Origin of the sequence: Dyella sp., assembly GCF_035277725.1 — a bacterium.
Classification (GTDB): Bacteria; Pseudomonadota; Gammaproteobacteria; order Xanthomonadales; family Rhodanobacteraceae; genus Dyella_B.
Genome location: NZ_DATEJY010000157.1, coordinates 11,967 through 31,936, shown reverse-complemented (window position 1 = coordinate 31,936; position 19,970 = coordinate 11,967). Strand labels below are relative to the sequence as shown.

At 62.0% G+C, this 19,970-nt stretch carries 16 protein-coding genes and 1 pseudogene; 11 read left to right on the top strand and 6 right to left on the bottom strand.

Annotation, left to right across the window (positions count from 1 at the left end):
* Positions 1 to 10: 10 nt before the first annotated feature.
* Positions 11 to 988, top strand: coding sequence for a hopanoid-associated sugar epimerase (hpnA, locus tag VJR68_RS14320; protein WP_324148705.1), 978 nt, complete (start codon positions 11 to 13; stop codon positions 986 to 988).
* Positions 989 to 1,111: 123 nt separating this feature from the next.
* On the opposite strand, the gene VJR68_RS14315 is transcribed toward hpnA, so the two are convergent.
* The 5 genes from VJR68_RS14315 to hpnI form a co-directional block, all read right to left on the bottom strand.
* Complete coding sequence (locus tag VJR68_RS14315; protein WP_324148703.1) at positions 1,112 to 2,110, bottom strand: ferritin-like domain-containing protein; 999 nt, start codon at positions 2,108 to 2,110, stop codon at positions 1,112 to 1,114.
* 3 nt (positions 2,111 to 2,113) lie between these two features.
* Complete coding sequence (locus VJR68_RS14310) at positions 2,114 to 3,142, bottom strand: flippase-like domain-containing protein (RefSeq protein ID WP_324148701.1); 1,029 nt, start codon at positions 3,140 to 3,142, stop codon at positions 2,114 to 2,116.
* A 2-nt stretch (positions 3,143 to 3,144) separates the two neighbouring features.
* A complete protein-coding gene (gene hpnK / locus VJR68_RS14305; protein ID WP_324148699.1) occupies positions 3,145 to 4,002 on the bottom strand; it encodes a hopanoid biosynthesis-associated protein HpnK in 858 nt (285 codons plus the stop codon).
* A gap of 199 nt (positions 4,003 to 4,201) precedes the next feature.
* On the bottom strand, positions 4,202 to 5,629 hold the full coding sequence (gene hpnJ, locus VJR68_RS14300) for a hopanoid biosynthesis associated radical SAM protein HpnJ (protein WP_324148697.1): 1,428 nt from the start codon (positions 5,627 to 5,629) through the stop codon (positions 4,202 to 4,204).
* Positions 5,630 to 5,690: 61 nt separating this feature from the next.
* Positions 5,691 to 6,842, bottom strand: coding sequence for a bacteriohopanetetrol glucosamine biosynthesis glycosyltransferase HpnI (gene hpnI, locus VJR68_RS14295; RefSeq protein WP_324148695.1), 1,152 nt, complete (start codon positions 6,840 to 6,842; stop codon positions 5,691 to 5,693).
* Between the two features lie 81 nt (positions 6,843 to 6,923).
* Between hpnI and VJR68_RS14290 the strand changes: the two genes are divergently transcribed.
* From VJR68_RS14290 to VJR68_RS14260, 7 genes and pseudogenes are all read left to right on the top strand, one after another.
* Entirely contained in the window at positions 6,924 to 7,478 is a 555-nt protein-coding gene (locus VJR68_RS14290) for a DUF2147 domain-containing protein (protein WP_324148693.1), read from the top strand.
* Between the two features lie 49 nt (positions 7,479 to 7,527).
* A complete protein-coding gene (gene mvaD / locus VJR68_RS14285; RefSeq protein WP_324148691.1) occupies positions 7,528 to 8,556 on the top strand; it encodes a diphosphomevalonate decarboxylase in 1,029 nt (342 codons plus the stop codon).
* Positions 8,556 to 9,089 (top strand): annotated as a pseudogene (locus VJR68_RS22075) (hypothetical protein); the annotation flags it as partial. The gene mvaD and the pseudogene VJR68_RS22075, both read left to right, overlap by 1 nt.
* Positions 9,090 to 9,734: 645 nt before the next feature.
* A complete protein-coding gene (locus tag VJR68_RS14275) occupies positions 9,735 to 12,017 on the top strand; it encodes a hydroxymethylglutaryl-CoA reductase, degradative (RefSeq protein ID WP_324148688.1) in 2,283 nt (760 codons plus the stop codon).
* Complete coding sequence (idi, locus tag VJR68_RS14270; protein ID WP_324148686.1) at positions 12,010 to 12,624, top strand: isopentenyl-diphosphate Delta-isomerase; 615 nt, start codon at positions 12,010 to 12,012, stop codon at positions 12,622 to 12,624. Before VJR68_RS14275 ends, idi begins: the two co-directional genes overlap by 8 nt.
* Positions 12,625 to 12,738: 114 nt before the next feature.
* Positions 12,739 to 13,881 carry an adenosyl-hopene transferase HpnH gene (gene hpnH / locus VJR68_RS14265; RefSeq protein ID WP_324148684.1) on the top strand — a complete coding sequence of 381 codons (1,143 nt, stop codon included), beginning with the start codon at positions 12,739 to 12,741 and terminating at the stop codon, positions 13,879 to 13,881.
* A 90-nt stretch (positions 13,882 to 13,971) separates the two neighbouring features.
* Positions 13,972 to 15,087, top strand: a complete 1,116-nt coding sequence (locus VJR68_RS14260) for a glycosyltransferase (RefSeq protein WP_324148682.1) — start codon at positions 13,972 to 13,974, stop codon at positions 15,085 to 15,087.
* A gap of 94 nt (positions 15,088 to 15,181) precedes the next feature.
* On the opposite strand, the gene VJR68_RS14255 is transcribed toward VJR68_RS14260, so the two are convergent.
* Entirely contained in the window at positions 15,182 to 16,132 is a 951-nt protein-coding gene (locus VJR68_RS14255; protein WP_324148680.1) for a LysR family transcriptional regulator, read from the bottom strand.
* Positions 16,133 to 16,363: 231 nt separating this feature from the next.
* Here VJR68_RS14255 and VJR68_RS14250 point away from each other — a divergent pair, with 231 nt between their 5' ends.
* From VJR68_RS14250 to VJR68_RS14240, 3 genes are read left to right on the top strand one after another with little or no spacing between them, the layout of a single operon-like run.
* On the top strand, positions 16,364 to 17,764 hold the full coding sequence (locus VJR68_RS14250) for an MFS transporter (RefSeq protein ID WP_324148678.1): 1,401 nt from the start codon (positions 16,364 to 16,366) through the stop codon (positions 17,762 to 17,764).
* Positions 17,761 to 18,729: a family 43 glycosylhydrolase gene (locus tag VJR68_RS14245; protein WP_324148676.1), complete on the top strand. Its 969-nt coding sequence runs from the start codon at positions 17,761 to 17,763 to the stop codon at positions 18,727 to 18,729. The genes VJR68_RS14250 and VJR68_RS14245 overlap by 4 nt, the downstream gene beginning before the upstream one ends.
* Positions 18,726 to 19,775 (top strand): arabinan endo-1,5-alpha-L-arabinosidase, encoded by a 1,050-nt coding sequence (locus tag VJR68_RS14240; RefSeq protein WP_324148674.1) that lies wholly within the window; start codon positions 18,726 to 18,728, stop codon positions 19,773 to 19,775. Before VJR68_RS14245 ends, VJR68_RS14240 begins: the two co-directional genes overlap by 4 nt.
* Positions 19,776 to 19,970: the final 195 nt, after the last annotated feature.

The following is a 19,970-nucleotide window of genomic DNA, read 5'->3' as shown; positions in this document are numbered from 1 at the left end:
TGATGCCGTCGTGAGGGCATTGGTCACCGGCGCCACCGGCTTCGTTGGCTCGGCCATGGCGCGCCGGCTGCTGCGCGATGGCCATCGCGTGCGTGTGCTGGCGCGCGCAGGCTCCGATCGGCGCAACCTGAAGGGTCTTGATGTGGAAGTGGTGGAAGGCGATCTCACCAAGCCGGCCAGCCTGCTGCCCGCTTGCGATGGATGCGATGCGCTGTTCCATGTGGCGGCCGATTACCGCCTGTGGGCGCCTGATCCCGCCGACCTTTATCGCGCCAATGTCGACGGCACGCGCGCCATGCTGGAAGCGGCCAGGCAGGTCGGTGTGAAGCGCATCGTCTACACCAGCAGCGTGGCGACACTGGGCATTCCCAAGGACGGCACGCCCGGCACCGAAGCCACGCCGGTGACGGTGGACGACATGATCGGCCACTACAAGCGTTCCAAGTTCCTGGCCGAGGAAGTGGCCAGGCAGTTCGCGGACGATGGCGTGCCGGTGGTGATCGTCAATCCCTCCACGCCCATTGGCCCTTACGACATCAAGCCCACGCCGACCGGCCGCATCGTGCGTGACGCGATGGCCGGGCGCCTGCCGGCCTATGTCGATACCGGTCTCAATATCGTGCACGTGGAAGATGTGGCCGAGGGCCATTGGCTGGCGTATGAGCGCGGGGTGGTTGGCGAGCGCTACATCCTCGGCGGCTTCAACATGAGTCTGCGCGAGGTGCTCACTGAGATCGCCGACATTGCGGGACGCGCGCCACCCAGGGTGAGTCTTCCGCACGCGGCAGTGATGCCAGTGGCCTATGTCGCCGAAGCCTGGGCACGGCTTACCGGCATGCATCCGATCGCCACGGTGGAAGAGGTGCGCATGTCGAAGAAGCGCATGTTCTTCAGCAGCGAAAAGGCGCAACGCGAGTTGGGTTATACGGCGCGTCCGGCGCGTTTGGCGCTGGAAGATGCGGTTCGGTGGTTTCAGCAGCAACGCTAAGCATCACGTAGGTTGGGGTACGAACCCCAACATGGCTGCATCGTTCGAGATTCCGATGTTGGGGTTCGCACCCCAACATGGCTGCATCGTTCGAGATTCCGATGTTGGGGTTCGCACCCCAACCTACTTGTGCTTCTCGAAGAAGCGCAATATTGGCAACGCACACTTCACCAGGAACGGCATCGTCGTCGGCCGCAGCAAGCGCGGGTCGTAACCGGCGAAGCGGCGATCGTTTTCGCTGAGGCAGGTTGCCATCAGTTTCGCCACGCTCAGATCCTGTTCCGTCACCGACTGCGCGCCGGTCACGGTGAAGTTGTTGTCCTGCGCGTGTTCGTTGCCGTCGGCATCCAGGCTCTTGGCCAGGTCCATGCGCTCCATGCCGAGGAAGCACCACACGCGAAACACCTTCCATTCGAACGCGATGCGCTGGAACAGATTGAGGTTGCGGCGATGCCAGGCCACCCAGTTGGCAAACAGCAGGATGTGCCGGCATTCCTCCTGCATCACCGGTTCGAAGGTGTCGATGAGTTCCGGCGGAAACAGGCCCGAATCGTGCGCCACCTTGAACAGGCCGAAGGCGAAGAGGCTGTCGATGCATTCGCTGTAGCCGGTGACCAGGTACGCCCATTCCGGATCTTTCGGATACTCGTAGGGCGGTTCTGGAACCAGCGGAATGCCGTAGTGCTGCACCATTTTCGACAACACTTCCTTGTGCCGGTTTTCTTCCCATGCGTTCTGCGCGAGCGCGTTGCGCATTTCCGGATCCGCGATCGTGCGTGCATAGGCCGCCATGCGCAGGCGCGCCTTGCCTTCGGTCTGCACGGCGATGTCCCAGATCGGCAACGAGGTGATGCGATGCAGGGCGGCATCGTCCAGCGTCGGCCATTTCAACACGGACGGGCGATAGGGATTGAAGGTTTCCCCAAACATCCGGCACATCATCTGCTTGTGCTCGTCCGAGCCATACTTGATGCGCTTGCCTTGCCGGCTGCTCGACCAGTGACGGGTGCGCGTTTCGGAAGCAGCAATCGTGGCCGCATCCGGCTCGCCGGTGGGCAGCACCGGTTCGTGATAGCCCGGTACCAGGGTTTCGGGATCAAAGGCCTCGCGTTCGAACGTCATGACTCAAAGCTTCTCTTCAAAGGGGCGTTGGCCGGAAGCGGCGCGCGCGGAGGAAACGGTATACAGCCGGCGCGCTTCGGCCCATTGCCAGGAAATCAGTGCCGGCAGTCCGAACGCCACTTCACGCATGCGCTTGACCAGGGACAGCGCCACGCTGGCTTCGGGCGGCAGTCCGATGATGTTGCCGAACAGCACCAGGCCGCCTTCCTGCACGCCGAGGCCGGCCGGCACCACAAAGATGATATGGCGCAGTGCTTGCGTTACCGCTTCGATGGCGATGGCATCCCAGACGCTGATCGGAAATCCGAGCAAGTGCAGCGCCAGCCAGGTTTCGAAGCTGCCCACCACGTAGCCGACGAACTGCCAACCGGTGGCGACCATCAGACGCAGTGGGCGCGAATACTGTTCGCGAATTTCCTGATCGAGGTTGGCGCCATCGATCAGCTCGGTGAGCGTCGAGCGGCCGCCCAGCAGTTTCTCGGCGAAACCTTCCAGGCGCGAGAACACCTTGCCATGACGCAGCAGAATGATCAGGAAGATCGGCAGCGGCACGCTGGCCGCCAAGGCGGAGATCACCGTGCTGAAAGCGCTGATGTTGCTGGTCAGTTCGATCAGCAGAATGATGCCCAGCGCGGTGAACAGATATTGATTCACCAGCGTCAGCAGCACTTCCATGATCACGCTGGCCGCCACCGCAGCGCCGCCGATGCCGCGCCATTTCACCAAACGGATACCGATGATCTCGCCGCCGATGTTGGCGACCGGCAGCAGGCGATTGCTGGCTTCGCGAATCGAAGCCACCCAGAACAGGAAGGGCAGCGTCGCCTGCTTTTGCGGATCGCGTGGCGCGATCAGCACGCGCCAGCCGATCACATCAAACAGCAGCGGCAAGATGTGGAATGGCAACAACCACAACAAAGGCCAGCCGGCGCGATCGATCGCCGTCATGATTTCGCCCCAGCCTTGATGCGCCACCAAGGCGATGGCGACCCCCAGGCCGAGCAGGCCAGCGATATAACTGATCAGCTTCATGCTCACGCTACGGCCACCGGATCGGAGAAGCCGTCGCACAGGTAGTAGCGTTCGGCGATGGTCTGGCGCACACGCGGCGACAGCAGCGCGGCAAGTTCGTCGGCATGGCGGTAGTCGGCCATGCTCTCGGTGATGTGGCCGTGCGAGGCGGGATGCAGATAAACCTCCGACAAGCCCTTCGGCAATTGCTCAAGTATCTCCAGCATCACCGCTTCATCCATGCCGCCGCTGTGGCGAAGACCGAATACGTGATCGTTGTAGGCAACACCCGCTCGATCAAGGCGCCAGCGCATCAACGCCAGCCATGGCCGCAGCCACGGACCCATGCCCGGCTCCGAGGGCAGGCGAATGGCGCGCAGGCCGAACTCGCGGCCGATGGCCAGCATCAGGGTGAGGATGGTGGGGTGCAGATGGAAGTGCTTGTGCGCGTTGACGTGATCGAGCTTCAGGCCGGTGGCCGCAAAGGCTTCGAACTGCGCGTGGATTTCATCGGCCAGCTGGCGCCGCACATGCGGCAGGAAGAAGAAGCGAAAGCCGTTGCGCACCATGTCCGAATTGAACATGCCATGCCCATCGACTAGATCGGGAATGCGCGTGGGCGGCAGCATCGCGCGGCCATCCGCCAGCACCAGGTGCAAGCCGACCGCGAGTCCCGGATTCTGCTTGGCGCGCGCGACGGCGTCGGCGACGGCCGGTGCGGCGACCATCAGGCTGGCTGCGCGCAACACGCCGTCGCGATAACCACGTTCGACGGCATCGTTGACGGCGTCATGCAGGCCGAAATCGTCGGCGGTGACGATCAGGCGCGGGCGGCCCCGCGCGGTAGCTTGTTCGGAAGCGGAGTTTATCGGGGCATTCATAGGCATCTAGACGGTGCTCAATCTTGCCCGGCTGTCATTCCCGCGCAAGCGGGAATCCATGGTGCGCTTGGTTGAAAAGCGAAAATGGATTGACCAGCTTCGCTGTTGTGAAGCGCCTCCGCTTGCGCGGGAATGACGACCAGGAAAAATTGGGCATTGCGAATGTCATGCAGACACCCATGCCCAAAGGGAGCTGGAATCAGGCTTCGTGCGCGCGCAGGAAGCGGAAGAACTCCACGCCTTCGCGCAGACGGCGCTTCATCATGTCCCAGCTCATCAGCATTTCCTTGACGATTTCCCAGATCTTCGACGGGCGGAAATAGAAGGCCCGGTAGAACTTCTCCACGCCGTGGAAAATTTCCTGCTTGGACAGATGCGGGTACTCGATCAGCGCCAGCTGCACGCCCTTGTCGTTGACGAGGTTGACGGCTTCGTTCTCCTTCAGCCAGCCGTTCTCGACCGCCTGCTTGTACAGCGAGGTGCCCGGATACGGCGCCGCCAGCGACACCTGGATGGTGTGCGGATTGATTTCCTTGGCGAACTGGATCGTCTTGTCGATCGTTTCCTTGGTTTCGCCCGGCAAGCCGAGAATGAAGGTGCCGTGGATGGTGATGCCCAGCTTGCGGCAGTCTTCGGTGAAGCGGCGCGCGATGTCGGTGCGCAGGCCCTTCTTGATGTTGTGCAGGATCTGGTCGTCGCCCGACTCGTAACCCACGAGCAGCAGGCGCAGGCCGTTTTCCTTCATGATCTTGAGCGATTCGTACGGCACGTTGGCCTTGGCGTTGCACGACCAGGTCCAGCCCATCGCGCCGAGGCCACGCGCGATCTCGTGCACGCGTTCCATGTTGGAGCTGTCGGTGAAGGTGTCGTCGTCGAACATCAGCTCCCTCACTTCGGGCATGTTCTCCTTGATCCACTTCGCTTCGGCCAGCACGTTCGCGGCCGAGCGCGTGCGGTAGCGATGGCCACCGACGGTCTGCGGCCACAGGCAGAACGTGCACTTGGAGCGGCAGCCGCGGCCCGTGTAGATCGACACGTACGGGTAGTTGAGATAGCCGATGAAGTAGTTGCTGATCTTCAGGTCGCGCTTGTAGATCGGCGCCACGAACGGCAGGTCGTCCATGTTCTCGATCATCGCGCGCGGAGGATTGTGCTGCACGCTGCCGTCGGCCAGCTTGTAGCTGATGCCGGTGACGCTTTCGAACGGACGGCCTTCGGCGATTTCCTTGCAGGTGTAGTCGAACTCTTCGCGCGCCACGAAATCGATCGCGGGCGATGCGGTAAGCGAACTGGTGGGATCGACCGCCACCTTGGCGCCGACCAGGCCGATCAGCACATTTGGCTTGCGTGCCTTCAACAGCTCGGCGAACTTCGCGTCGGTGGGGAACGACGGCGTGCTGGTATGGATGATCACCAGGTCGTAGCCTTCGGCGATCTTCAAGCTGTCTTCTACCGAGATCTCGTCGGCAGGCGCATCGAGCACGCGCGAGTCGGGCACCATCGCGGCGGGCTGCGCCAGCCAGGTGGGATACCAGAAGCTCTTGATTTCGCGTTTGGCCTGGTAGCGCGAACCCGCGCCGCCATCAAAGCCATCGAAGGAAGGAGCTTGCAGAAAAAGCGTTTTCATTACGGATGACTCCTGCGGGGCGGTATTGCCCAGGGACAGCAGATAGTTCAGATATTTTGGTTTACGGCGCTGAACCGTCGCCTCGTGCGTGCAGTACCTGTCCGCGCCATTTTACTTGCCAACCGGCCAGGGCGGCTGCCCACTCCATCAGCAATAAGGCGTCGCGGAGGGGAATCAACAGGACCTCATGCCAGGCGAAGGCTTGATGGCTGATGCGCCGCTGCAAAAAGTGTAGCAAAACCCGCGCGGCGCCACCGAGCAGGCCGAAGGTCACGCTGATCGGGCCGGGTGCCAACAACAGCCCAAGCAGCAGCAAAGGCGAGGTAAAACACACGAAAGTCATGCCAAAACCGGCCGGCGCGATCGAACGGATGGTGCGCAACCAGCGCAGTTCATGCGACCACAAATCTTTCAGATGGCTTTCACTGACCTCGGTGCCGACCACGACGTCCGACAACACCGTGCGCAATCCAGCGCGACGGGTCAGCTCGCCAAGCCAGAAGTCATCGGCCAGGGTGTCGCGCAAGGCTTCAAAGCTACCGATGGCTTCGAGCGCATCGCGACGCAAGGCAATGGTGGAACCGAAGGCGAAGCGCGTGGAGCCGAAGGCGTTCGACAGCTTCACGGAAGGCGCGAACCAGTCGTCGATGAATAGACGGCCAAGGCGCGACCACAGCGAGCGCCCGGGGATGCCGTAATACAGGCAGGTGACGATGCCGGTGCCCGCATCGGCCAACGGTGCGGTGACACGCGCGAGGTAATCGGGTTCTACGTAAATGTCGGCATCCGCCAGCACCAGCAGATCGTGCTGTGCATGCGGCAACATGTTCATCAGATTGCTGACTTTGAAATTGGCGCCATGCACGCGCGGGTCGATGGCCAGTGCGATGGCATGTTGCGGAAATTCCTGGCGAAGACGTTCGACCACGGCGATAGCGGGATCATCCGGATCGCGCACGCCGAAGACCAATTGGTAATGCGGGTGCGCCTGCAGGCAGAAGCTGCGCAGGTTTTCATACAGCCTTGGCTCGGCACCGTGCAGCGGCTTGAGTACACTCGCCGGCTGCGGTGGGCTGGCAGGAGGCGGAACTTGGCGCGCCTTTCGCAATCCTTTCATCACGGCCCATAGCGCGACGCAGGCATAACCTGTCGCGGCAAATGCGAGGGCGATGCCTAACGCATGCAAGGTGTCGACCAACCAGTTCGAGGACATGACGTTGATGCTAGCGGCAAATAGTCGACACGAAGCGCGCACTTATGGGGGCAGCCCCTTCATCACGCAAGTGGCGGTGCCATGAAGCGTGCGTATCGCATGTGGCTGGCCGTGCTGGCTTGCTTATTACTGTCGGGACTTACCAGCTCTGTCGCGGCGGATGGCACGGCTGCCTATGCACCCACCGCCACCGATATTGTCGGCGACTGGCTGGTGGAGAGCCGCGATGCGGTCATCCACATCGAGCAGGTCGGCGACGAATACCAGGGCTACATCCTTTGGCAGTTGCACGATACCTACGGTCCGGAGGATGGGGCGGCGCTCAACGGCAAGATCGTGACTGATATCCACAACCCCAATCCGGCCTTGCGCTCCCGGCCGCTCACCGGGCTCCGGTTGCTGACCGGCCTGACATTCAACCCCGGCAACGAAAAATGGGAGCACGGCCGTGTCTATAACTCGGACGACGGCCGCACTTATAATTGCTGGGTTCGGCTGCGCAGCCTGAACCGGTTGCAGCTGCATGGCTACATCGGCATCAGCCTGTTCGGCGGCAGCACCGTGTGGAGCCGGGTCACCATGAGAAAGCCCGTTCCAGGCGAATTGCCTTTCGTGCTGGATACACCGGCCAAGTAGTGCCGGTGCCCGCGCGATAGCTTAAGTCCCCTTTCCCCAGCGAGACGTCATGAACCGCGAATCACGCACCGATGTATCCGGTGAATTGCGTGCTATTTCCCAGGCGCAGCCCAACATCGCCCTGATCAAATACTGGGGCAAGCGCGACGTCGCGTTGAACCTGCCGGTGGTCGGTTCGATCTCGATCACGCTGGAAAGCCTGTGGACGCGCACGGACGTGCGTTTCGTGCCGGGGCAAAAAGGCGATCGCGTCAGCCTCAACGGCCGCAGCGATGACGCCGAAACCAAACGCATCACCAAGTGCCTCGATCTGCTGCGCGCACGCGCCGGTGTCGACTACGGCGCCGACGTGGCAAGCCGCAACAACTTTCCTACTGCCGCCGGATTGGCTTCTTCCGCCTCCGGCTTTGCCGCCTTGGTGCATGCCGGTGCGCGTGCACTGAAGTTGGACCTGAGCCTGGAAGAGCAATCGGTGCTGGCGCGGCGCTGCTCGGGTTCGGCAGCGCGTTCGATCTACGGCGGATATGTGGAATGGGCGCACGGCACCTTGGCCGATGGTACCGATTCGGTTGCACACCCGTTGCTTGATGCCAACGCATGGCCTTTGCGCGTAGCCGTGGCGATTACATCGACGGCGGCCAAGCAGGTGGGTTCCACCGAAGGCATGCGCCGGACGGCAGAAACATCGCCGTATCAAGCGGCCTGGATCGATACGCAGGAAGCCGATTTAAGCGTGGCGCGCGATGCGATTCGCGCGCGCGATTTCGATGCGCTCGCCCGCATCTCCGAGTGCAGCTGCTTGAAGATGCATGCACTTGCCTTGGCCGCGCAGCCGGGTTTGCTGTATTGGAACGGCGCCACCGTCGAATGCATGCATCGCGTGCGCGCCTTGCGCCAGCAAGGCGTGCCGGTGTTCTTTACCGTCGATGCCGGTCCGCAGCTCAAGGCGGTGTGCACGCCTTCCGCGATCGAGCAAGTGAAAGCGGCTCTGCGTGATGTGCCGGGCGTGCTTGAAGTGCTGGATACCGGCCTTGGCGAAGGCGCACGTGCCATTGCCGCGGATCTCGTGGAGGCGTGATGGAAGTCACCGCGGGGGCGCCCGCCAAGCTGGTGTTGCTTGGCGATTACGCCGTACTGGAAGGCGCGCGCGCGCTGGTGTTGGCGGTGGATCGTCGCGCCCGTGTACGCGTGGCTTCGCGTGCCGATCACGTATGCAGCATCAGCGCACCGGATATGGGCATTGGTGAAGCGCGTGCCATCCTCAGCGCTGATGGCACGCTGCAATGGCAATGCGATGACGCCACCAAGGCCAAGCTCACTTTGGTCGATCATGTGTGGCACGGCATGTTGCGCGAAGGGCTTGCTGCTACGGGCGCAGGTTTCGATCTGGAACTGGATACATCCGGTTTCTTCAACGTCGAAGGTGGCGTGCGTTCCAAGCTTGGATTGGGTTCCAGTGCCGCGCTGACCGTGGCGCTGGCTTCCGCCTTGGCGACGTATGCAGGCCATGGCGATGCCATCGCCGATCGCACGCAATGGATGCGCCGCCTGTTGCGCATGCATGGCGATTGGCAAGGCGGACGTGGCAGCGGCGTCGATGTGGCCGCCAGCGTGGCGGGTGGTCTGATCAGCTATCAACTGGTTGGGCCTGCGCGCGAGCCTGCCTACGAAGTGATCTCTGCCGAGGATTTGCATTGCCTGTTCGTATGGTCGGGGCAGTCGGTATCCACCAGCGATTCGCTGCAGCGCCTGGCGGCATGGCGCCAGGCGCATGCTAGCGATTACACCGCGCATATGAACGAACTAGGCGCTGTTTCCGCGGCGGCAATCGATGCATTGAAGCAGCGGAATTTGCCGTCTTTCATTGGCCTTACAAAAGATTATGCCTTGGGTTTGCAGCGTTTCAGCGCTGCGTGCGGCCTGGAAATCTATTCGCCGGCACAAAAACAGCTGGCCGATATGGCATCCGGCACCGATGTCAGTTATAAGCCTTGCGGCGCTGGCGGCGACTTCGGCGTGGTGTTTGCCGAAGACCCGGAAAGGTTGGCGACATTTGAACGCGCCATTGTGTGCGCCGGTATGCACGTCGTCCCCCTGGGACTTGATTCCCATGGAGTGAGTTGCCATATGCGCTCGGATGCGACTTCTCCCGCAGCAAGGATTTTGACGTGATCACTGCTCTTGCCTCACACGCCGCATGCAACGCCGCGACTAAAGAGCACGTGACTTTCGACCTACCACGGAGTGCTTAAGGCTATGAGCGCCGAATCTTCGAGTGCTGAGCGGTCCCGATTCCCCGCCTTCTACAAACTCTCGGTTTCCGACCGTGTACGCATCATCCACGAGCGCGGCTGGTTATCGGCCGAGGACTATCAGGCGCTCGTGTCCGGCGAGCACACGCTGAAGATCCACAAAGCCGACAAGATGATCGAGAACGTCGTCGGCGTGATGGGTCTGCCGGTGGGACTTGGTCTTAACTTCCTGGTCAATGGCCGCGACTACATCGTGCCGCTGGTGGTCGAGGAACCCTCGATCGTTGCCGCGCTTTCGTCGGCGGCCAAGCTGGTGCGTGGTACCGGCGGCTTTACCGTCGAGAGCACCGAGCCGGTGCTGATCGGTCAGGTGCAGGTGGTGGATGTGCCGCATCTGGCGCATGCCAAGGCCACGCTGCTTCAGCGCAAGGACGAACTGCTCAACCTCGCCAACAGCCTTCATCCGCAGATGGTGGCGCGTGGTGGCGGCGCGCAGGATCTGGAAGTGCACGTGCATCCGCGCCCCGAAGGCGGCGACATGCTGGTGGTGCATCTCTTGGTCGATACGCGCGACGCGATGGGTGCCAACCTCGTCAACACCATGTGCGAAGGCATCGCCTCGCTGGTGGAAACGATGACCGGCGGCCGCGTATTCCTGCGCATTCTTTCCAACCTCACCGATCGGTCGATGGTGCGTGCGCGCTGCGTGATTCCTGCCGACCAGCTCACCGGCAAGGGTTTCGAAGGTGAAGAAGTGCGTGACGGTATCGTGCTCGCGAACGAATTCGCCAGCATCGATCCGTACCGTGCAGCCACGCACAACAAGGGCATCATGAATGGCGTCGACGCCGTCGCGCTGGCCACCGGCAACGACTGGCGCGCGATCGAATCCGCTGCGCATGCGTACGCCGCACGCGGTGGCCGCTATACCTCGCTCACGCGCTGGTACAAGGGCGAGAACGGCGAGCTGATCGGCGAGCTGGATATCCCGATGAAGGTCGGCACCGTCGGCGGCCCGCTGCAATCGAACGCCACGGTCGCGTTGAATCTTCGCCTGCTCGGCGTCAAGACGGCCCGCGAACTGGCCGAAATCATGGGTGCGGTGGGCCTGGCGCAGAACTTCTCCGCGTTGCGTGCACTGGTCACCGAAGGCATCCAGCAAGGCCACATGACCTTGCATGCACGCAGCGTTGCCGTGGCGGCAGGCGCCACGCCGGAAATCTTCGATACGGTCGTGGAGCGCTTGGTGGAAACAGGCGAGATCAAGATCTGGAAGGCGCAGGAGATCGTCGAGCAGGTCCGCAAGGAGTCGCGCGGCGTGCCGGTGACGACGACCGAACAACCGGCGGTGGATCATCGCGCGTGCGGTCACGGCAAGATCATCCTGCTCGGCGAACATGCCGTGGTGTACGGCAGTCATGCCGTTGCCGCGCCGGTACCGTTGGCCGTGCGTGCGGTGGCGCAGGACACCAAGTCCGGTGGCGTCGACATGTTCATTCCGCGCTGGGGTGTGGAATATCGCCTGCATCGCGATCCGGCGCATCGCGATTCGTTCCAGCGTTCGCTCGGCATCATCTTCGACGAACTGCAGCTGACCGATCGCTCGATGCGCATCGAAGTGTTCCCCAACGTGCCACGTGCGATGGGCCTCGGTGGTTCGGCGGCGATGGCGGTGGCCGTGATTCGTGCGCTCGACCAGCACTACAAGCTGGGCTTGAGCGATGAAGAGATCAACGCGCTGGCCTTCCGTTGCGAAGAAGTGGCGCATGGTTCGGCATCGGGTATCGACAACACCGTCGCCACCTACGGCAAGCCGCTCTTGTACAAGCGCGCCAGCAAGAAAGGCGAAGCACCGATGGTGCGCGAGTTGCATCTGCCCAAGCGCATTCCGCTGGTGATCGGCATCAGCGGCAAGGAAAGCCTTACCGCGGTGACGGTCGGCAAGGTGCGCACGGCATGGCAGCGCAATCCGGCGCTGTATGACGGCATCTTCCAGCAGATCGACTCGCTCACGCTGCAAGGCGTGGAAGCCATGCAGCAGTACGATCTGGAACGTCTCGGCGATCTGATGAACATCTGCCACGGCCTGCTCAACGCGCTGCGCGTGTCGAGCTGGGAGGTGGAGGAGCTGGTGCAGATCGCACGCGAACACGGCGCGATTGGCGCCAAGCTCACGGGCGGCGGCGGCGGCGGTTCGATCGTCGCGCTGTGCCCGCAGAACCGCGACAAGGTAGCGGCGTCGATTCGCGGTGCCGGCTATCAAGCGATGGAGGTTGACATTGGATAACTCAGAACTTGAGCGCCAGAACATCCCGTCCGACAGATGGCGCGACTCAAACGAGGTCGTGTCGTTCGATGACGAGCCGCTGATCCTGGTCGATCACGATGATCGCGATGTCGGCTTTCTCGACAAGGCTGCCGCACACGTCGGCAAGGGCACGCTGCATCGCGCGTTTTCGTTGTTCGTGTTCAACGCCAAGGGCGAGCTGCTGTTGCAGCAGCGCGCGCCGGGCAAGCGCTTGTGGCCGGGATTCTGGTCGAACACCTGCTGCAGCCATCCGCGCCGTGGCGAAACGGTCGATACCGCCATTCACCGTCGCCTGAAGGAAGAGCTGGGTCTGGCGTGCGAACTGAAGTACTTGTTCAAGTTCGAGTACCAGGCGCAGTTCGATGCGGATGGCGCCGAACACGAGCTATGCTGGGTGTACGCCGGCCGCAGTGACGATGCCCCCACGGTGAACGTGAACGAGATCTCCGGCCTGCGCTACATCGCCCCCGATGCCCTCGATGCGGAGATGGCAGCCAAGCCCGAGGCGTTCACGCCCTGGTTCAAGATCGAGTGGGAACGGATTCGCCGCGAGCACCCGGAAGTGTTCGCGCCGCTCAAAGGTTAACGACCGGACGGGGCTGCAGAAGTGGCGTCCGTCCAAGTGACTTATACTGTACCGAGCAGTCAAGCTTTTTGAACGCCGCCGTTGGGCAGGCGTCCCGACATTCCGGAGAATCCCTTGGGTATCCCTCTTATTCAGCAAACCACGATCGCTCAATACATCATCAAGAAGAAGCTGAGTGGTCAGAAGCGCTACCCGCTGGCGATGATGTTGGAGCCGCTGTTCCAGTGCAATCTCGCTTGCGCCGGTTGCGGCAAGATCGACCAACCGAAGGAAATCCTGCAAAAGCGCATGAGCGTCGAGCAGGCGCTGGCAGCGGTCGACGAGTGCGATGCACCGGTCGTTTCGATTCCGGGCGGCGAGCCGCTGATCCACAAGGAACTACCGAAGATCGTCGAAGGCATCGTGGCACGCAAGAAGTTCGTGTACCTGTGCACCAACGCGATCCTGCTGCCCAAGCACATCGACGAATACAAGCCGTCGCCGTACTTCACCTGGTCGGTGCATCTGGATGGCCTGGAAAAGCAGCACGACAAGTCTGTCTGCATGGACGGCGTGTTCGAGAAGGCCGTCACTGCCATCAAGCTCGCGCTGTCGAAGGGCTTCCGCGTCACCGTGAACTGCACGCTGTTCAATAACGAGGCGCCGGAAGAAGTCGCCGACTTCTTTGACTACGCCATGGAACTGGGCGTGGAAGGCATCACCGTGTCGCCGGGCTACAGCTACCAGCACGCGCCGAGCCAGGACGTGTTCCTTGGTCGCTCCGAGAGCAAGCAGCTGTTCCGCGACATCTTCAAGATCGGCAAGGAACGCAAGCGCAAGTGGGCGTTCAACCAGTCGGCGATGTTCATGGACTTCATCGCGGGCAACCAGGCTTACCAGTGCACGCCGTGGTCCAACCCGACGTACAACATCTTCGGTTGGCAGAAGCCGTGCTACTTGCTGGTCGACGAAGGCTACGCCAAGACCTACAAGGAATTGATGGAAGACACCGAGTGGGAGAAGTACGGCGTAGGCATCAACCCCAAGTGCGACAACTGCATGGCGCACTGTGGCTTCGAAGGCACCGCGGTGGACGACATGTTCGCCCATCCGCTGAAGGCGCTGAAGGTGTCGATGTTCGGTCCGCGCACCGATGGCCCGATGGCGCCGGATCTGCCGGTGAAGTACGGCAATCGTGCCGATGCCACGGCGATCCACATCCCGATCAACTCGATCACGCGCCGCACGGCCGAGACCGGCACCGAAGCCAATCACTAAGAACCACGTAGGCTGGGGTGGGAACCCCAGCTTCGCCATGCCAATGAAAGCTGGGATTTCATCCCAGCCTACGCACACGACATGGGAACTATGAACTCGCTATTGGGATGGTTTGCCGCGTCGCTGCCGGCATTGATGTGGGTAGGCCTGCTGCTGACACCGTGGCGCGCGTGGAGCACGCGTGAACGTATCGAGGCCGACCCGCATGCCGGATCGGGCGATCTTTCGCAGATCACGGTATTGATTCCCGCGCGCAACGAGGCGGACGTCATCGGCCTCACGCTGTCTGGTCTGCAAGCGCAAGGCACCGGCTTGCAGGTGATCGTCGTCGACGATCAATCCACCGACGACACCGCCAAGATCGCCGCCTCCTTTCCAAACGTACGCGTGGTCAGCGGCCAGCCGCTGCCGCAAGGCTGGGCAGGCAAGCTGTGGGCGCTGGAGCAGGGCAAGGCGCATGTGCAAACGCCGATGACCTTGTTGCTGGATGCGGATATCCAACTGCAGCCCGGCATCCTGCCGGCGTTGCTGGCGCACAAACAGCGCGATGACCGCCAGTTCGTCTCGCTGATGGCGGACCTTCGCCGCACCAGCTTCTGGGATCGCCTGCTGCTGCCGGCTTTCGTTTACTACTTCAAGCTGATCTATCCGTTCGCCATTTCCAATTCGCCTTCGCGCCTGGTCGCGGCGGCGGCAGGCGGCTGCATCCTGGTCGATACGCAAGCGCTGGAACGCGCCGGTGCCTTCGCCAGCCTGCGCAACGCGCTGATCGATGACTGCACGCTTGCGCGGCAAGTGAAGAATGCCGGCTATCGCACCTGGCTGGGTCTGAGCCGCGGCGTGGTGAGTCTGCGCCCCTACGGCAGCCTGCGTTCCATTCATGACATGGTGGCCCGCTCGGCCTTCACCCAGCTGGGTTATTCCACCTTGCTGCTGTTGGTCGTGACGGTGCTGTTTGCCATTGCTTATGGTCTGCCGTTCGCGTTGCTCGCGTCTCCAACAACATGGCGCCTGGGGCTAGTCGCTCTCGTGGCGATGATGCTCAGCTACTTGCCCATGCTGCGCTACTACCGCATGCGTTTGGCTTGGGCGCTGCTGCTGCCGATCACTGCTGCGCTCTATCTAGGCATGACCTGGAGTTCGGCGATCCGCTATTGGCGTGGCGTGCGCTCGCGCTGGAAAGATCGCACCTACAGCACGCAGTAGGTTGGGGTGAGCGGAACGCGAACCCCAACGTCCCTGGATGCCTGCAGGCCATGTTGGGGTTCCCCCAACCTACCTTTTCATCCCAGCTCCGCGCTCAATCGAGCGTCGCGCCATAAATCTGCGTCGCCGACGCTTTCACCGCCTGCAAGACGGTATGCGCAGCAGGCGAAAGCAGCCAGTCGCGGCGAGTGATGATGCCGAACGAATCCATGCGGCAAGACAGCTGGTACGGCACGACGGCCACCATGCCGAACTGCGCGTAATGGCGGGCCACATCGGTGGGCACCACGGCCATGTAGTCGGTTTCCAACAGAATCTTGGTAAGGAACATCAGCGCCGCCGTGCCGATCACCTGGCGCGGCGGCTCCAGGCCGGCGCTCTGGAACATCAGCTCGAAGCGATGACGCAACACGCTGCCCACCGGCGGCACGATCCAGTCCGCCTGCGCGAGATGGCTCAGCTCCACCTTGGACAGCGACAGCACCGGGTGTTGCGGGCGCACGATCGCGCACACTTCTTCTTCCGCCAGCGCCTCGTAATGCAGCTGGCTCTTGTCGTGCTGGGGAAACAGGCGCGCCACCAGAAAATCGACGCGATTCTGCGCCAGCCGCTCCAGCAACACGTCGCTGCTTTCCACCAGTAGCGACACATGCAGGTCCGGACGCTCGCGGGTGATCCACGCCAGTGCCTTGGGTAGCAGCGTCATGGAAGGGCCGGCGATCGCCCCGACGGCAACGCTGCCCGCGCGGCCGGTCTTCAGGGCTTCGATCTCCACCCCCGCCTCATGCAGGCTGGAAAGGGAAATGCGCGCGTGCCGGATCAGGCTCTCCCCGTACCAGGTTGGGCGCATGCCGCGCGGCAGGCGTTCGAACAGCGCCACCCCCAGCATGTCTTCCAGATCCTTGAGCAGTTTCGAGGCCGCCGGCTGCGACATGTTCAACACCTCGGCGGCGCGATGGATGTTGCCCTCCTCATCGATGGCGATCAGCAGTGTGAGCTGGCGGGTTTTCAGCCGGGCGCGGACAAACCAGGGAGCTGGGGCCATGTGCGGTATATGCGCTTTGCTATCGTTGATTACCAAATCTATATTTGTTGTATATCCGTTGCAATCGCAGAATCGAGGATGGGCGCTTGTTCATCGTTGCCATGGGTTGCTTCCTTCGAAGGGAAGGCGTGTTTCAAGGAAGAAGGGCAGGACGCGTCGGGGCAGGGCGAAAGAACGTGGCTGAGCGATGCCACCCGCGCCTGCCTGTGTTCGTCTTGAAGGGAGGGGCCCATGCAAGACCAGAAATTGAGCGTGATCGAAAAGCTCGGCTACGGCGCCGGCGACATGGCGGTCAATGTCGTCATCTCCTCGATGATGTTGATCATCACGTTCTTCTATACCGACGTGTACGGTCTCAAACCACAGGATGTCGCGCTGCTGTTCATCCTGGTGCGCATGATTGATGCCGTCGCCGATCCGCTGATGGGCACCATCACCGATCGCCGCACGACGCGCTGGGGACGCTACCGGCCGTACTTTCTGATCATGGCCGTGCCGTTCGGCATCTCGGTATTTTTGACCTTCACCACGCCCGACCTCAGCTACAACCTTAAGCTGGTATGGGCCTATGCGACGTATCTGCTGGTGATGCTGGTCTTTACCGCCGTCACCATTCCCTACATCTCGCTGATCGGCGTGCTGACCGCTGATCCACAGGAGCGTTTGTCGGCCAACGGCTATCGCCTGTTCTTCGCCAAGGTCGCCGCCTTTCTGGTCACCATTGCGGTGCCGCAGCTGGCGGCGGTCTGGGGACGCACCAGCAGCCTGGCGGCCGGCTACAAGTGGGCAATGGGCCTGATGGGCTTGATGGCAACGCTGCTGTTCCTGTTCTGTTTCTTCAGCACCACCGAGCGCATCCAGCATCAGGTGGATCGCAAGCCGCTGCGCGAACAATGGCGGTTGCTGCTGCGCAACGACCAATGGCTGGTGCTCGCCGCGGTGTGCGTGGTGGGCACCATCGGCTACGTCATCCGCGGCTCGGTGGCTGCGTACTACGCCAAGTATTACCTGCATGGCGATGCCGCCATGATGTCCGCCTTCATGGCCACGGGTGTCACGGCGGCGATCCTGGCCATGGTCGCTTCAACATGGATCACCAAGGCGTACTGCAAGATCAAACTGTTCCGCTACAGCCAGCTGCTGGTAGGCGTGCTGAGCATGCTCATGTACGTGCTGGTAAAGCCGGGTGATATCACGCTGGCCTTCGTGCTGTATTTCCTGATTTCGTTCGTGGTCGACCTGCACGCGCCGGTGTTCTGGTCGGCCATCGCCGAAGCGGTGGATTACGGTCATGCCCGCATGGGCAAACGTGTATCGGGTCTCGCCTTTGGCGGCATCTCCTTCTGCCAGAAAGCCGGCATGGGCATTGCCGGCGCGATCGTCGGCTGGTTGCTGGCCGGTTTCAACTATGTGCCGGATCGGCCGCAAAGCAGTTTCACGCTGACTGGCATCGCCTTGATGCTCACCATCATTCCGGGCGCGTTCCACGTGTTGATGGGCGGTCTGATGTACCGCTACCGCATCACCGACGACTACTACCAGCAACTGAAAAAACAGATCGTCGAGGAAACGCCGGCATCTGCTGACGCACAACCTGCCATCGCGGCCCGTACCACGGAATGCCTGTCATGAAACTCGCCAACCCGTTCATCCTGCAGCGCGCCGATCCCTTCGTGTCGCGCCATGATGGCCATTACCACTTCACCGCCTCGGTACCGGAATACGACCGCATCATCCTTCGGCGCTCGGCCACGCTGGAAGGGCTCGCGAGCGCACAAGAGTTCGTGCTTTGGCGTGCACCGGCCAGCGGCCCGGCGAGCGCATTGATCTGGGCGCCGGAAATCCATCGTTTCGACGACGCCTGGTACATCTACTTCGCGGCGGCACCGTCGCGCGAGATCAAGAACGACTTGTTTCAGCACCGCATGTACGCGTTGCGCAATCCTGCCGCCGACCCCACCACGGGCGAGTGGTCTTTCGCAGGCCAGGTCGATAGCGGTATCGATGCCTTCTGTCTGGATGCCACGACGTTCCGCCATCGCGGTCGCGATTACTACGTGTGGGCGCAGAAACATCCAGACATCCCGGGCAATTCCAATCTGTACATCGCGCGCCTGGCAACGCCGACCACCTTGTCCGATGCGCCAGTACTGTTGAGCCGGCCGGAACTTCGTTGGGAAGTGCAGGGTTTTGCGGTCAACGAAGGACCCGCCGTATTGATTCGTCATGGCAAGGTTTTTATCGCCTACTCGGCGAGCGCCACGGACGAGCGCTATGCCATGGGCCTGCTATGGGCCGATGCCGACGCGGATCTGCTCGATGCAGGCAACTGGCACAAATCATCCACGCCCGTGTTTGTCACCGATGCGGAGCGCCACATCTTCGGTCCGGGTCACAACAGTTTTACCGTGAGTGCGGATGGCGCAACCGATCTGATGATCTATCACGCCCGCGACTATCGCGATATCGAAGGCGATCCGCTGTGGAATGCCGATCGCCATGCGCGCGTGCACCCGCTGTCGTGGGACGCGCAAGGCATGCCGATATTCGGTCGTCCGCAGCGCGAGGTGGCATGGCCCAGCGGAGTGACTGCATGAGGTTCATGGCGGCGATGCTGATGCTGGTCGCGAGCGTTGCATGCGTGGCGGGATCATCGACCCATGCCGACATGCTGCAGGCACCGCCAACGCCCAGGCTGCACAAAGGCTATTCCGCGGACGTACTGGCGCACGATCCTGCCATCGCGCACCAAGGCGATACGTGGTACCTGTTCGTCACCGGGCCTGGCATCACCGTCTACAGCTCAAAGAACCTCAAGACCTGGAAAGCCGAGCCGCCGGTATTCGCGAAGATTCCAGCGTGGGCCTACGACGTCGTGCCGGATTTCAACGGCCACATCTGGGCTCCGGACGTAAGCTTTCACAATGGCGTCTATACGCTGTACTACGCCATTTCCAAAGGCGGCAAAAACACCTCCGCCATCGGCGTGGCCACCAACGTCACGCTCGATGCATCCAGCCCCGATTTCAAATGGGTCGACCACGGCATCCTCATTCGCTCCCTCCCACAGCGCGATCTGTGGAACGCCATCGACCCGAACCTGATCACCGACGTCGATGGCACCCCGTGGCTTGCATTCGGCTCGTTCTGGGGCGGACTGAAGCTGGTACGCCTCAGCGAAGATCGCCTGCATCTGGCCGAGCCGCAGCAGTGGTACACGCTTGCCAAGCGCGAGCGCTCGCCCTTCATCGATGATGCCGACCCCGGCCCCGCCGCGCTGGAAGGGCCATTCGTATTTCACAGGAATGGCTGGTACTACCTGTTCATGTCCTGGGATTACTGCTGCCGCGGCATGCAGAGCAGTTACCGGATCATGGTCGGCCGTTCGCGCGATGTGAAAGGTCCGTACGTGGACAAGGATGGCAAGCGGGTGGACCAGGGCGGCGGCAGTGAAGTGCTGCATGGCACGTCGCGTTGGGCTGGTCCGGGCGGCAACAGCGCGTATACCTTCAATGGCGAGGATTACCTGGTATTCCATGCCTACGACGGCAAGGATGGTGGATTGCCGAAGTTGCACGTTTTGCCCATGGGGTGGGATGCGGCAGCGTGGCCGGTGGTGGATCAGCGCGCGTTGGAACACTAAGCGCGCGAGACATTCCGCCCCGGATCTGCCCTGTCTCTTGATCACAAATCCGATGTGGCCTGAGAGCCCAGCCTTGCGATGATCGCCCCCTCCCCTGCGGCAGTAGGGGGGCTGGGGCAATGCTCCGAACTTAAGGTTCCTCCAGTCGCCGCAGAACCCAAACCCGTCATTCCAGCGAAAGCTGGAATCCAGCGA